This window comes from Paenibacillus sepulcri (assembly GCF_042647105.1).
GTDB classification, from domain to species: Bacteria; Bacillota; Bacilli; order Paenibacillales; family Paenibacillaceae; genus Paenibacillus_Z; species Paenibacillus_Z sepulcri.
Genome location: NZ_JBHRUP010000001.1, coordinates 4188661 through 4202999, shown reverse-complemented (window position 1 = coordinate 4202999; position 14339 = coordinate 4188661). Strand labels below are relative to the sequence as shown.

11 protein-coding genes are annotated in these 14339 nt (G+C 51.4%); 2 read left to right on the top strand and 9 right to left on the bottom strand.

From position 1 onward, the window contains the following. Positions 1-13: 13 nt before the first annotated feature. The 5 genes from ACFOLF_RS18575 to ACFOLF_RS18555 form a co-directional block, all read right to left on the bottom strand. Positions 14-1756, bottom strand: coding sequence for an ABC transporter ATP-binding protein (locus ACFOLF_RS18575; RefSeq protein ID WP_379114412.1), 1743 nt, complete (start codon positions 1754-1756; stop codon positions 14-16). A 519-nt stretch (positions 1757-2275) separates the two neighbouring features. Then, on the bottom strand, positions 2276-4378 hold the full coding sequence (locus ACFOLF_RS18570; protein WP_210039193.1) for an alpha-galactosidase: 2103 nt from the start codon (positions 4376-4378) through the stop codon (positions 2276-2278). 134 nt (positions 4379-4512) lie between these two features. Then, a complete protein-coding gene (locus tag ACFOLF_RS18565) occupies positions 4513-5841 on the bottom strand; it encodes an ABC transporter substrate-binding protein (protein WP_210039194.1) in 1329 nt (442 codons plus the stop codon). A gap of 121 nt (positions 5842-5962) precedes the next feature. Beyond that, positions 5963-7606 carry a response regulator transcription factor gene (locus tag ACFOLF_RS18560; RefSeq protein ID WP_210039195.1) on the bottom strand — a complete coding sequence of 548 codons (1644 nt, stop codon included), beginning with the start codon at positions 7604-7606 and terminating at the stop codon, positions 5963-5965. Next, a complete protein-coding gene (locus ACFOLF_RS18555; RefSeq protein WP_210039196.1) occupies positions 7584-9431 on the bottom strand; it encodes a sensor histidine kinase in 1848 nt (615 codons plus the stop codon). The genes ACFOLF_RS18560 and ACFOLF_RS18555 overlap by 23 nt, the downstream gene beginning before the upstream one ends. A 181-nt stretch (positions 9432-9612) precedes the next feature. Here ACFOLF_RS18555 and ACFOLF_RS18550 point away from each other — a divergent pair, with 181 nt between their 5' ends. Both ACFOLF_RS18550 and ACFOLF_RS18545 read left to right on the top strand, forming a co-directional pair. Beyond that, the gene (locus tag ACFOLF_RS18550) at positions 9613-10512 is read left to right on the top strand and encodes a carbohydrate ABC transporter permease (protein ID WP_379114410.1); all 900 of its coding nucleotides are present in this window, start codon (positions 9613-9615) and stop codon (positions 10510-10512) included. Next, on the top strand, positions 10513-11343 hold the full coding sequence (locus ACFOLF_RS18545; protein WP_210039197.1) for a carbohydrate ABC transporter permease: 831 nt from the start codon (positions 10513-10515) through the stop codon (positions 11341-11343). Positions 11344-11453: 110 nt separating this feature from the next. Here ACFOLF_RS18545 and ACFOLF_RS18540 read toward each other — a convergent pair whose 3' ends face one another. The 4 genes from ACFOLF_RS18540 to ACFOLF_RS18525 all read right to left on the bottom strand — a co-directional run bounded on the left by ACFOLF_RS18540 (position 11454) and on the right by ACFOLF_RS18525 (position 14215). Continuing rightward, entirely contained in the window at positions 11454-12020 is a 567-nt protein-coding gene (locus ACFOLF_RS18540) for an NADPH-dependent FMN reductase (RefSeq protein ID WP_210039198.1), read from the bottom strand. A 12-nt stretch (positions 12021-12032) separates the two neighbouring features. Next, the gene (locus tag ACFOLF_RS18535; RefSeq protein WP_210039199.1) at positions 12033-13091 is read right to left on the bottom strand and encodes an LLM class flavin-dependent oxidoreductase; all 1059 of its coding nucleotides are present in this window, start codon (positions 13089-13091) and stop codon (positions 12033-12035) included. 69 nt (positions 13092-13160) lie between these two features. After that, a complete protein-coding gene (locus ACFOLF_RS18530) occupies positions 13161-13604 on the bottom strand; it encodes a MarR family winged helix-turn-helix transcriptional regulator (protein WP_210039304.1) in 444 nt (147 codons plus the stop codon). 173 nt (positions 13605-13777) lie between these two features. Next, a complete protein-coding gene (locus tag ACFOLF_RS18525) occupies positions 13778-14215 on the bottom strand; it encodes a DUF6526 family protein (protein WP_210039200.1) in 438 nt (145 codons plus the stop codon). Positions 14216-14339: the final 124 nt, after the last annotated feature.

Below are 14339 nucleotides of genomic sequence, written 5' to 3'. Positions count from 1 at the left end.
CTTATCGTTTATCTTACTCTTCCAGGCTGGCTTCCATCTGCTGACGTTCCCACTGCTCTTTGTACCAGCCGCCAAGCAGCATCAATTCCTGATGCGTGCCTTCCTCCAGTATCCTTCCGTCCTCCAGTACCAGAATCCAGTTGGCATGACTGACGGCAGACAGCCGGTGAGTCGTAATGATCGTGGTCCGGCCTGCGCGTGCCTTGCGGATATGATGAAGAATGCGGTTCTCCGTCCGGGCATCCACCGCCGATAATGAATCATCAAGCAGCAGAATCTCCGAGTCGATGAGCAGCGCCCGGGCAATCGCAAGCCGCTGCTTCTGGCCGCCGGAAAGCATAACGCCATTCTCCCCGACTATGGTGCCGAGACCCTCCGGCATCTGGGCGATATCGGAGGTGAAGGAGGCCATTTCAACCGCTCTCTCCACTTCTGCAAGCGTCGCATCCGGTTTGCCCAGGGCGATGTTCTCCTGGATGGACTTGGACAGCAGCAGATGCTCCTGCGGCACATAGGCAACCCAGGACTTCATTTGTTCCAGGGCGATCTGTTCGACGGGAATATCCGAGATGAACAGCCGGGCGTCATCCACGGGATATTGACGGAGCAGCTGCTTGAGCAGCGTACTTTTCCCGCTGCCGGTCTTCCCTACAATCCCCAGCGTCTCCCCCCGTTCCAGCCGGAAGGAAATATTGCTGAGACTTGCATGGTTGGCTGTTGGATAGGTGAAGCTGAGACCTCTCATTTCGATCCGGGACGGGATAGCCAGAGCCACCGGAGCTTCCGGATCCTGCAGATCCGCTTTCTGCGCCAGCGCGGTTTCCACACGGTCTGCCGAAGCGCTGCCGCGCTGCAGGACGTTAATAAATTCCCCGAATGAGATCATCGGCCAGATGAGCATGCCCAGATATATATTGAATGAAATCAATTGGCCCAATGAAATTTCGCCTTCAAAAACAAGATAGGAGCCGTAACCGATGCCGATGGAATAGCTGATGCCGACAATCAGCGAAATCAGCGGCTGAAAGAGCGCATTAAGGATGGATACCCGCTTGTTCTTGTCCCTGACCTCAGAGGTCATCGTATCGAAGGCATTCAGATCGTGGTCTTCCTGCACATAGGAACGGATGACGCGAATGCCGGAGATCGACTCCAGCACATGCTCGTTCATTTTGCCGAAGGAGGCCTGTGCCTCAAGAAACCGGGTTCTTACCTTCTTCCCGAGCGAGCTGATCACGACCACAAGAAAAGGCAGCGGAATGAGCGCCGCAAGCATTAATTTGAAGCTGATAAAGGAGATCATGGTCACGATAACGACAGAAGCGCCTACCAAGGTGTTCACAAGCGTCATAACACCGTAACCCGATGTTTGTCCGATCGCGAGAATGTCATTGGTCGCAAGCGCCATCAGCTGCCCGGTGCTGTTGCGCTGGAAGAAGGCCGGAGTCATTTTCGTCAAATGGGCCAGAAGCCGCCCGCGCAGCAGCTTCTCGATGAGCGCCGAATTGCCGAACAAGGTAGTAATCCATATGTATACCATGCCGTATAAGAGCAAGGCGAGTCCGACAAGCAGCAAAACCGTCTGGTTAAGGCCTGCCGAGGTCAGATTCTCCTGACGGATATGATCGATGGTATTCCCAATCATCTTGGGCGGTATGGTTGTCAGCAAACTGACAGCTGTCATCAGGCCGATGGCAATCGCATAGCTGCTCCATCTTGTTTTAAAAAACCACTGCAGCCGTGTCACAAAAGACAAGGCGTTCACCCCTTTTCGGAAATAACAATAGACATACACAGTAAGTTTACAGGTTAGTTTCATACAAGTCTATGTATTGGAAAAAGAAAGCCATCGCGCAGCTCCGATACAGACTCTCCCCTCAAGCGCCCTATAACATAATACCAAACATATGTTCCCATTACAAATCTTTTTTGAAACAGCAAAAAAGGCAGCCGTTAAGCTGCCCTTGCGTTCAGGGCTGGAGGTTCTGTTTGAACCTGACGATCAAGCTCAACTCTCCAGCAAGGTTTTTCCTGCTTGCAGACCTGCTCGCCATGCAGGAATGGCTGTAAAAAGGAATTTCCTTATTAGAGGCTCTGTTTGGGCTTGGCAGGAGTCAAATCAGTAATGCAGCAAGGTTTTTCCTACCTGCCGAGTCACCTCCTACGGTTGGAATAACTGGAGGAAGGAATTTCCTTACTGGAGACACCCTTCGTCATGTAATTAAAAATTTTGGCTCTCAGTCACCACGTAAGTTAGCTGTTCCCCTGCCGCCCATTACGGGGTCTTGATATGAATTTCAAACAGTCTCGCCGTATTCGCACCCGGCATCCGGACATTAAGCAGGGCTTCACGGGCGCTCCATTTCCAGCTGCAATCATGCTCGGCCGGGTATGCGCAGCGCACCTCAAGCTCTTGGTCCTGAAGCCCGGGAAGGGGAAGCAGCACCTGCGTCGAATCGCCGCCAAGACGCCAGACTGCCAGATAAATCCGGCTATCCGCCCTGAGTCCAAGGCTGACCCAATCGTCCTTATGCCCGGGTAGTCCCAGAGGCCAGAATGGCAAGGCTTCCGGAATATCCTGACGGATCGTCTTGTAATAATCGAGCGCCTCCTTGACCAGTTCCCTCCGCCTTGGGCTTAATTCGGCCAGATGGCCGCTTTGATGGATGCGGAGCAGCAGCGCATTGACCATGTTGAAAATAACCTCTTCATCATCGCCTTCCCGCAGCGGATAGGACCAGATGGCGGATTGCTCGGGCGTCAGCGCCGCCGGCGATCCTGCTGCGATGGCCGCATATTTCCTGAAGTCCTCCTGATCGCTGGTGGATTGAATGCTGTACCGGCTGAGCATCGCATAATCCATCCGCATGCCGCCGCTGGAGCAGTTCTCGATTACGAGTTCGGGATAACGGGCGAATATATTGTCCAGCCAGGCAAGATAAGCCCGGTTATGCTGCAGCAGACCGTCGCCGAAGCTGTCCGCTTCGGTCTCCGTTCCGATTCCGGCATTGATATTGTAGTCCATCTTGATGTAGCCGACTCCGTAATCCTCAACAAGCCGCCGGATCACTTCATTGGCATGCGCAATCACCTCCGGATTCCGGTAATCCAGTTGATACCGGCTGCGGTCCTTGACCCGCTTGCCATGGCGCATGAAGAACCAGCCGTCATTGGCATCGGCCAGCTTCGGACTGTTGATGCCCATAACCTCCAGCTCCAGCCACAAGCCGGGAGTCATGCCCTTTCCGCGGATATAATCAAGCACATATTTGATGCCTTCGGGGAACCGTTCCGGTGAGGGCATCCACTCCCCGACGCCGTCCCACCACTCGCCCGCCGCATACCAGCCCGCATCGATACAGAAATATTCGCAGCCGACTTCGGCGGCAGCGTCAATGAGCGGAAGCAGCTTCGCAGTCGTCGGATCTCCCCATAAGCAGTTCATATAATCATTGAAAATCACCTGCAGCTGCCGGTTATCTTCATTGGGACGGCGTATTCTCCGCCTGTAGGCAGTCAGCTGTCCGATCGCCTGTTCAAATCCGCCCTGTACGGAGCCGACCGCAACCGGAACCGAGACAAACTCCTGCCCTGGCTGAAGCCTGATCCACCAATGGTTGTCATGCTCCGTCGGACCGCTGACCAGAACCGCCAGTCTGTCGAACTGGTCCACGATTTCCCAGTGCCAGGAGCCGTTTTGCTCAATCTGCCAGAACAGGCTCGTCCCCGCTTCCCTGTTCTCCAGCACAGCCATCGGGATATGCTCAGCCGCCGACCATGAACCGGTATTGCTGTAAGCCAGCCGCTTCGTGCCGCGGTCGATCAGATGCGACATCCCAAGCTCCGGAAGCGTGTAAGTACGCCACTGCAGCTCGCTCTGCCAGCCGTTGTGGGCCACAGTAAGCCGCATTTTCTCATCCCGGTCCTGAGTGCCCTCCTTATCAAGACCAGTCAGCGCAAAGGATGAAACATACTCCACAGCAACAGGCCCGCCGCCCTCGTTGACCAGGACCGTCCACGTCCGGACAGTGGAGACGCTGTTATAGAACTGAAAATGCGCTTCAGCCTTCAACGCAGTTACAGGGTCTCTCAGTACAATCTCCAGCTTCCGCCCCGGACCGCCGAAGTAATCGCGGTGTGTCTCATACTGCATGCGAAGCCCCGGAAATGAGGCCCGATGTGTCCGTCCGTGATATTCAGCCCGGTCCTCGCCGGTCAGCTGCAGCTCCATCAGCCGGAAACCCGGCTTTTGCGATTCATCAATGGAGGACGCATCATAAGGGCTGCTGCCAAAATGCAGCAGACGCACGTCCAGCTGCTCCGTCACCTCAAGCACCAGGTATAGTCCATTTTCCGTCACTTCAATATTGGTATTCATCAAGCGTGGCCTCCCCATGTAAATCTGCCGTTTATCAAACGTAGCCCAGCACCTGAAAAAAGGCGCTGAGCTACGAAGTGTAGAATCGTTATACGCTTACCCTGCTGGCATTCGTGCCCGGTTCAGGCAGACGTTTACTGGGCTGAGCCCAATTGAATCCATGCTTTTTGGATTTCATCAACGGCTTGATCCTTGGTTTTGCTGCCGCCGATGTAGGCTTGCATGATTTCCCCGAATTTCTGATGGAACGTATCCAGGGAGTAGTTGATCGACAGATCGCCGGATTTTTCGGTTTTCAAGATTTCATTCATTTGCTTCGGCATATCCAGATCCGGTATTGGAGCATCCTTGATCGGAGGTATCACCTTCGCTACGTCGGAGAACCATTTTTTCCCGTAATCCGATGTGTAAAGCCAGTTGAAGAATTCCACTGTTTCTTTTGCGACAGGCGAATCTTTATTGATCCGCAGAGCCTGATCGGCACCGGTAATGATGAACGATTGTTCAGGCTTGTCGCTGACCGGGTAACCCATGATCCCGATTTGAATATCCGGGGTGATTTTCTTGATCGCTTCCTCGTCCCATGCGCCTTTACCGGTCATGAATGCGGCTTTGCCTGCGGCGAAGTCGCTGACTTCGGCATTGCTGTCGCGCTCAAGCGGCTTGTTGGTGCCATGCTTGACCGTCAGATCGATGAAATCAAAGAAGTTGTTGTAAAGCACCGGATGGTCTTTGAACGTTGCTTTGCCCGCGATAAAGTCAGCTACAAGCTGCTTGGCATCCGTGCCCGCATCCATTGCCGCAGCATCCACATAGTGCTGGAAAATATGCTTCCAGACCCACCACTCTTTATAAGCGTTAGCGAATGGCGTAATGCCTTTGGCTTCCAGCTTGGTAACCGCATCCTGCATCTCGGCAGTTGTTTTTGGCACTTCCGTAATACCGGCATCAGCCAGAAGCTTCTTGTTGTAAACCAAGGTGAACAAATTGCCCTTCACCGGCAGCCCCAGCACTTTGCCGTCCGTAGAGGACATGTTTGCGCGCACCGCATCGGTCATCGCAGCAGCCAATGGCTCATTGGTGAGATCGGCGCTGTACTCCGCATAGGTATCGATATCGCCGCCAGCCGTCGTCTGGAATACATCCGGCGTGCTGCCTGAGGCGATTTTGGATTTCAGAACCGTGTTGTAATCCGCCTGCATAATTTCCAGATTGATTTTGACGTTCGGTTTGACCTTCTTGTACTCCGCAATATAGGCGTTAAAAGCGTCGGTATATTCCGGCGATGCCGTGAACATATTGATCGTCACCGGCTTGGAATCGTCTGCCGCGTTGCCGCCTCCGGCTTCCGTGCCGTTATTGGCCGCTCCGCCATTGTTGGCCGTATTATTGCTGCCGCAAGCCGCCAGCACGCTGATCAGCAGCACCATACTGATGGACAGCGCTAGTAATTTCTTAGACATGGTTTAGCCCCCGTTTTCGATGTGTTATCGTCTTTCACCGCTTATTCTAAAGAATTCAAAATGAGATAAGAATGCAGATAAGTGATGAATTGAGGGTAAAAAAGTGGAGTCCTGCCGCTGTTTACTTTTTATCCGCTTCTTCGTTCGAACGATACTCCGACGGGGAAAATTGATAATAATTCCGGAAGGCCTTGCTGAAATAATTTTTGTCCTTATAGCCCAGCATCTCGGAAATCTCCTGGATTTTCAGGCCCGGATCACTCAGCAGCTCCTTGGCTTTATCCATTCTGATCTTCTGCACATATTCATGAATGCCGTATCCGAACTGCTGCTTGAACAGCTTCATCAGATATTCCCGGCTTAAGAAATACTTCTCCGTAAACATCGAGATCTTGATATCCTCAAAATAAAAATGGTCGATGTACGCCTTGATCTCGGCAATATCGAATGGCCGGTCGGCGGCTATGGAATGGCGGATGTCATCGCTGTAATAGGACAAAATTCGGTTCAGCACCGCTTCATACTCGCTGAAATTAACGAAATCCGTCCCGATTCCGGCGCTTCTGAGCGGATTCTCTCCTTCGGGCTGACGGCGTTTGGCAGCAGCTCCCCGCTCCAGCGCCAGATCGCTCAACAGCAGGACGAATTCATGCAGGATGCGATCCGCCTCGCCTAAGGTGAACCCGCCGGAAGCCTGCATCTGCTTCGTAAAGTCGCTCAGCATATTGCGGGCATGGTTGAAATTCCCCGCATCCAGCGCACCCCGGATAAGAGGCATGCGGCTCATAATGGAATGGCTCTCGCCGCCCCCCGTTTTGCCTGCCGCTCCCGCTACAACGGTCCCATTCAGCTTTAGAAGATCAACTCCATTGATGGATGCCTTGGCGGATTCGTATGAATCTGCGATATGCATCACATCGCTGCCATCCGGGCCGATGGCTGCAGCCACGCTCATGCCGAACAGCTGCTGCAGCGCCGCTGCCGTTTTCTTCGCCAGATGGGCGCTGCGGAAGCTGGCATCCTCCGGATAACCGCCCTTCATCGTATAGACGGCGATCATTTCCCGCTCATGCTTGGGGCTTGCGAAGCTGAAGCACTGCACGGAATCGCCCGCCATATCGCCAATGACATTGGCCACGGCAAAATGAAGCAGCCCGATATCGCCATTGAATCTTCCTGCCAGGATTTGCTCCAGATTCAGAATCCGCAGTACAACCGCCCCGAACCGGCCGCCGGCATCATCCGCTCCGATCAGAGGCAGGAAGGCTTCATTCGTATGCTTCTTGAAGCTGCGTTCGATGATCGAGAGATAGATCTTCTCCTTCAGCTTGGGCAGCGACATGTTGAGTGTAATGTTCTTCGTAATAAATTCGCTCTGCGTTTTCCGCTTGGCCGCAAGCACGCCTATCGCCTTGCCAAGCGCTTCATTCAAGTCCGCCCGGTTAACCGGCTTCAGCAAATAATCGACGACCTTGGCGTGGATCGCCTGCCTCGTATATTCAAAATCATTATAGCCGCTGATGACAATGGCGAATAAATCCGGGTAATCCCGTTCAATAATTTGCAGAAAACGGACTCCGTCCATTTCCGGCATTTTCATATCCACCATAACCAGGTCAATCCGGTGCTGCTCCAAGAGAGCAAGCCCGTCCTTCCCATTCGTGGCCTCCAGTATTTCTTCGACCCCAAGATTCTTCCAGTCCCCCAAAATGCGGATAGCCTCGCGCAGCGGCTCCTCATCGTCAATAATCAACACCCTGTACACGGCTGCCGCCACCTCCCTCTATTACCATTCTCATTTCCGTTCCGGTTTTATTCGTCCTGATCTCCAGACCTGCCGTTTCCCCATACAGCAGCTTCAAGCGGGTATTCAAATTAGTAAGGCCGATATTGTCGTTCTCCCTCTCCTCCCAGCTGCTCTGGAATGACCCCAGCACCTGCTTCAGCCGCCCGGGCGGAATACCCGGACCATTATCCATCACGGAAATAATGGTCTGGGTCGGTGTCAGCTCCGCCTGGATGATGATAGTCACGGTCCCCGAAACCCGCTCAACCGCATGCTTGATCGAGTTCTCCACCAGCGTCTGGATGGAGAGTTTCGGAATTTGCAGCTCCATCAAGGATTGATCCCACCGGATCTCGACATGAAGTCTGCTGCCGAATCTCGCCTTCTGCAGAACCAGATAACGTTCGATATGCTTCAGCTCTTCCCTCGCATAGACGATATCCTTGCCGCTGATGCAGTACCGCAGGGTCAAAGCGAGCGCATCCACCATATCGGCAATCTCGAATTCGCTGCTTTTCAGCGCTTTGGTTGAGATCGCCTGCAGCGCATTATAGAGAAAATGCGGGTTGATTTCCGCTTCCAGCGCCTTGAGTATGGCGTTCTTCTCCACCAGCTTCATTTTGTACCGTTCATTGATCAGATCGTTGGTATTCTTCACCATTTCGTTGAAATGCCGGGTGAGGAAAGCAATTTCGTCCCTCCCCTTCACCTGGGCCTCCACATCGAAGCTGCCGCTGCTGAACAGGCTCATCTGGCGGGACAGCTTCTTGAGCGGCTTGGTGATGGCATTGGAGAGAAACGTGACCAGAATGATCGATACCAGCAAAAAAAGCAGACCGATCCCGTAACCCAGATTACGCGTGGTTGTCGCAGCGGCATAGATCTCCTCATAGGGTATCGGTTTTATCAGCTTCCAATTTTGCTGCTCGCCCACATTATAAACAACCAGATAACGTCTGTCTCCGTCCGACCATGTCAGCTGGCCCGCCTTGCTCTCCCCGACCCGGCCCAGCCAGCTCGAGCGCTGCACCTCTTGATAAAAGGCGGGATTATCCACATGGAAGGCATGGTTATCCGGGTCCAGAAACATCAGATGCTCGCCCTCATTAAACGGAATATCCTTCATAATTTCATCCATTCCGGTGGATTTGAAATAAAAGGAAAGCACCGCCTGGGGCTGCCGCGTGGCAATCGACCGCAGCACCCGGTGATACGCCATGAAGCTGGTTTCCCGATTTACGGCATAGCCTGTTTGTGTTTCAGGCAGAGCAAGCGATTGAAAAGCCTCATTCTTCTGACTTGCCACAGCCTGCTTGTACCATGACTGATCGGGAATAGCGGCATCCTCGCCCACACGGACCATAATGTTATAGTTTTCCCGCGAGATGGAATAATACTTATGCTGGTCGATCAAATACAGGTAGATCGCTTCCAGATCATTGCGGGAATAATACAAGCTTCTCAAATAATCCTCCAAATACATCTTGGAGGCATAATCATGGGCTTCGTTCACAATCGCCCCGTTTATTTCATCATAGCGGATTTGGGGCAGGGACAGCTGCTCGATCCCGGCCAGGTAATCCTCCAGATTCTGATTGACGAGCATCAGGTTGTTGGAGGTACTCTCGATGCTGCTCTTAATGGATTCCCGCTGGAGCATCTGATACGAAATGACCGTAAGCGACACCACGACAAGGATAATGATGGAGGTAAACAGCAGGATCAGCTTATTCACCAGCCTTCGTGAAATCTTGTCGAACAGCATGCTTATGGAATAAGCCATTTTTCTTGCAATACTACCCATATAGCAATCCCCTTTGGCGGAGTACAGTTCACCTTTTTACCCCTAACTGTTTTCTTAAATCCATTCTTTTGCCCAAGACCAGCTGTTTATAATTATTATAGCTCATTCGCAGTTCCCGGGTAGGCCAAGGGCAAGCGCCCCTTCCACATAGAACAGCAGTATAAAAAAGAGGTGCACAAGGATGAAATCAGAAAAAATGAGATTAGGGAAAAAGTGGTCCCAGAGGCTGGAATTCGGGATATTCACAGTTCCGGTGCTTATATGCATCGCAGTTGCATTCTATATTCCGTTTGCCATGACGATTCGTTATTCCCTGACCAAATGGAACGGAATTTCCAAGCATCCGACGTTTATCGGCTTGGACAACTTCAAACAAATCTTCATGGGGGATTCCAACTTTACCAGCGCCGCCTGGTTCACGGTAAAATATGCGGTCCTGTACATTATTCTGGTGAATGTGCTGGCGATTCTGCTCGCCGTTCTGCTGGACATGAAGCTGAGAAGCACCTCCTGGCTCAGAGCCGCTTTCTTCGTGCCCTATATCCTGAGTCTGGTTATTGTCGGCTTCATATGGAAATTTATTTTCATGCAGGGCTTTGAATCGCTGGGCGCAAGTACAGGCTGGGGCATCTTCAATCTCAGCTGGCTCGGGGAGCCCGGGCTTGCCTTCATCTCCGTCCTGTTCGTGTCCATCTGGCAGTCCATCGGCTTCTATCTGGTTATCTATATTGCCGGGCTGCAGTCCGTACCGGACGATCTCAAGGAGGCCGCGACCGTCGACGGGGCGGGTCCCGTACGCAGGTTCTTCAGCATTACGCTGCCCCTGCTCGCGCCATCCATTACCATTTCCGTGTTCATGGCGTTGACCAACTCCATTAAGGTATTCGACGTCATTCTTTCCTTGACCGGAGGAGGACCGGGCGGCACGACCTACAGTATCGCATACGATATTTACCGGGATACCTTCCAGAACAATCTGTACGGCTATGGAACGGCCAAAGCGCTGATCCTGTTCGTAGCGGTCCTGATTGTGACGATTATCCAATTGGCAATTTTCAAACGCAGGGAGGTTGAGGCATAAATGAAAACCAACAAAGCCGGCCGCTGGACGCTGGAGATCGGAATGATCATCCTGTCCCTCTTGTTCCTTTATCCCTTGTTCCTGGCCATCAATAACTCCCTGAAGAGCTTCTCCGAGGTCATGACCGATGTCATTGCCCTGCCGAAGCATCTGGCGTTCGACAATTACTCTTACGTGTGGCAGTTCATCAATTACCCGCGGTTATTTCTGAACAATATGGTCATTACGGTGATTGGATTGGCCGGAATTATTCTGTTTGCTTCCGTCGCCTCCTACAAGCTGGCCCGGACAAAATCAAGATTAAGCGGCATTGTGTATTTTCTCTGTATTATGCCGATGCTCATTCCGTTTCAGTCCATTATGCTGACCGTCCTGCAGCTGGCCCGGAAGATTCATCTTTCCGACAGCACATGGGGACTCGGCATCCTGTATTGGGGCTTCGGAGCTCCGCTTGCCTTGTTCATCTATCATGGCTTCGTCAAAGGAATTCCCAAGGAAATCGACGAGAGCGCCACGATTGACGGAGCATCGGGCTTGCGATTATTCTTTCTCGTGATCTTCCCGCTGCTGAAATCGGTGACGACGACAATCATCATTATTGACGTAATGTGGATCTGGAACGATTTCCTGCTGCCGCTGCTCATGGTTAACGGTTCGCCGTCCACCAAGACATTGACGCTGGCCGCCTATACCTTCGTCGGCCAGTATACGTCCGACTGGCAGTATGCCATGACCGCCATGGTAATGGCCGTGCTGCCATCCATCATCGTCTTCATATTCCTGCAGAAATATATTGTCAAAGGCGTCGTAGCCGGAGCCGTCAAGGGATGATTCCCGAGGCTTGAAATGCACGCAAACAAAACGCCGGAGCAGACGGTGCATGACCGCTGCCTCTGGCGTTTTTGTGTGTTTAATATTAAGTGGGTTTAATATTCAGGTATTTAAAAATCATATTCCGCATCTTTCGCTTCCCGGACCTTTGCAAATGCATCGGTATACAATACGGTATCTTCCACTAAACGCTCCAATCGAAAGCGAACATCATCATTTACAATTTCCTTCCGGTTGAAATCCTTCTCCTCGATAAATACATAAGCGGGCACAATATGCGCCTTCATATACGCCAGGATTGGCTTTAATTGTTGTTCAGCCATCAAATAATGCTTCGCCGTTCCGGCTGTAACAAGCATGCTTACCACTTTATCCCGAAAAGCGCTGACCGGCAATAAATCAAAAATGTTTTTAAGCGTTGCCGGAATGGATGCTTGGAACGTGGGTGTTCCAATAATAATGGCATCCGCAGCCATGATGGTTTCCGTTACAAGCTTCGTGTCGCCTTCATATTCCCGGTAATCGCGGCCGTCGCTGAACACGATATCGTACTCCGCAAGGTCAAGCAGCGTAATATCTGCATCCTCATGCTTTTCCCGTGCTGTACGGAGCGCATAATCCATTGCCGTTCTTGTTTTAGAGCCTACGATAGAGCCTGAAATTCCCACTATCTTCATCTCGGACACCCCTTATTTTTTGGCTGTATGCTTCTTAATGGCGGGCATGATTTCTGCAGCGATAAGTTCAATATTTTTAGCAATTTTATCGAAAGGCACGCCGCCGAAATCGATTTGCGCCATAATGCGCTGGTGGCCATATAATTCATATTGATAGAGCAGCTTCTCGATAATTTGCTGCGGGCTGCCAAGCAGTAAAACATCGCGATAATCCGTAGACCGCGCGAATTGCTGCTTGGGATAGCCGACCCCGCGCAGGGCTTCCATACCGGAATTCAAATGCGGATAGTACTCACGAACCGCATCCTGTGAATTTTCCGCTGTATAGAATAAAGTCGTGGTTGCGACAGGCAAGGCTGCCGGATCAAAGCCGCTCTGCGCAGCTGTCTCACGATAAGCATCAATGATGGTTTTCGAATGGGATGCAGGACCGCCAAGCTGCGCCAGCATAATCGGCACTCCTGTGTATCCCGCTTTGATCGCACTGGCTGTCGTACCGCCTACCGCACGCCAAATGGGGATATGGCCATTTTGAGGCTGCGGAAAAATAGGCGCATTTGCTAGAGGCGCACGGAATTGGCCTTCCCATGTTATGGTTTCTTCGTTATTCAACTTCAACAGAAGCTCCATTTTTTCTTCAAATAATTCTTCGTAATCCTTCACATCGTAACCAAGCAGGCTGTATACCCCTACCCTTGAGCCCCGTCCGGCGACAATTTCAGCCCGGCCCTTTGAGATTAGATCAAGCGTAGCGAAATCTTCATAAACACGGACAGGATCGGACGTACTCAAGACCGTTGCCGAGCTGGCAATTTTGATTCTTTTTGTTGCTTGGGCAATCGCTCCCAGAAGCACCGTGTGCGCCTGAGTCGTAAAATGTGTCTGGTGACTTTCACCGACAGAAAATACATCAAGCCCGGCCTCATCAGCCAGCTTGCTGGCCTCGATAAATTCCTGAATGCGCTGTTCTGCGCTGATCATTGAGCCTGTATGCGGGTTCGGCAGGTGATCCCCAATCGAATATAAGCCGAATTCAATCCCTTTATCCGGATCAATACGGAATTTTTCCATGCTGCTCTCTCCCTCTCCATTTAAGGAAATAATTATAACTTGACTAGTCAATTGATAAGGTAAAAAAATTTACTCAGGTGGTATTTCTTTCTTTTGGCTGTGCTTATGGACACGCGTCATCAATGAATACAGGGTTTGTTGTTCTTCTTCGCTTAGCACGTCGTCAAAAAAGGACGACTGGAAGGCAGATTGCTCGGGAAAAGCTTGTTCAAGGATAGACTCGGCTTTCATAGTGAGGCTGATTGTCTTCGTTTTCCAGTCATGCTTGCGTACAATGTAGCCTTCTTTCTCAAGACGTACGAGCATACGCGAAATGCCGCCCTGCGTAACCGTCACTTTCTCGGCTAATTCCATCTGACTAAGCGGCTGAAAAATGCGAATTTGCATAAGCACATCAAACTGGGCGGTCGTTAAATCAAAACGTTTTAAAAATTCATTCGACATCTGATTGCTTTGGTTCGTAAAACGCGTTAGACGTACCCAGATTAAAGAGCCTAAAGTATGATTACGTATTTCGCATTCCCCCCATCCGTAATGTTATCATCACTTTACTACTCAATTGATAAAAAAGCAAGAGGAGTCTGTTAGCAGATTTTCAGAAAATAATCTAAAAGGCCTTCCTGAAAAGGGAGGCCTAGAATACGCCATTTATAAGCGATGCGGACATTGTTATGGCTTTGCCTGTTTTATATTCTCATCGTATCCGCGCGCCAATCCTTGATCGCCGCGTGTATATCAGCCGGCTTCAGACCCTCAGATGCCGCCCGTTCGCACAGCGCTGGAAATTCATCATCACCCGCATTGCGCAGCGCGATAATCTGGGCGAGCTTAATCCTGGCATCCAGCGTCCGTCCTGTCAGACGGTAATGACGGAACTGCTCCTCCATGCGCACGATCCGGTCCTGCGTCCTGGTCGCATACGGGCGGATCCGCGAGACCACAAACAGCAGACAGAGAGCGAACAGGAACAGCAATAGAGCGAGCGAGATTTGCCCATCCTCCTGAACCAAAGCCTGCACCAGATAAACGATGGACCAGACGAATACAATCAACGCGAGCGGTACCGTGACATAATGATAAGCCCAGTCAAAGCGCAGCGACTTCCCTTTGTTCTGTTCGCTCATAATAAACATCCTCCTCAAAGTATGTATGATTCCACTAACAAATTGCCTTTATCTACATCATATCACCTGGTCCTCGGCAAACGTCCTGCTTATGGAGAAAAATATGCTTTTACTTGTCCAAATT

What these genes read in the sequence shown, in the direction of transcription:
- ACFOLF_RS18570 (WP_210039193.1), bottom strand. Translation starts at nt 4,378, where the DNA reads ATGAATACCAATATTGAAGTGACGGAAAATGGACTATACCTGGTGCTT.
- ACFOLF_RS18565 (WP_210039194.1), bottom strand. Translation starts at nt 5,841, where the DNA reads ATGTCTAAGAAATTACTAGCGCTGTCCATCAGTATGGTGCTGCTGATC.
- ACFOLF_RS18555 (WP_210039196.1), bottom strand. Translation starts at nt 9,431, where the DNA reads ATGGGTAGTATTGCAAGAAAAATGGCTTATTCCATAAGCATGCTGTTC.
- ACFOLF_RS18550 (WP_379114410.1), top strand. Translation starts at nt 9,613, where the DNA reads ATGAAATCAGAAAAAATGAGATTAGGGAAAAAGTGGTCCCAGAGGCTG.
- ACFOLF_RS18545 (WP_210039197.1), top strand. Translation starts at nt 10,513, where the DNA reads ATGAAAACCAACAAAGCCGGCCGCTGGACGCTGGAGATCGGAATGATC.
- ACFOLF_RS18540 (WP_210039198.1), bottom strand. Translation starts at nt 12,020, where the DNA reads ATGAAGATAGTGGGAATTTCAGGCTCTATCGTAGGCTCTAAAACAAGA.
- ACFOLF_RS18535 (WP_210039199.1), bottom strand. Translation starts at nt 13,091, where the DNA reads ATGGAAAAATTCCGTATTGATCCGGATAAAGGGATTGAATTCGGCTTA.
- ACFOLF_RS18525 (WP_210039200.1), bottom strand. Translation starts at nt 14,215, where the DNA reads ATGAGCGAACAGAACAAAGGGAAGTCGCTGCGCTTTGACTGGGCTTAT.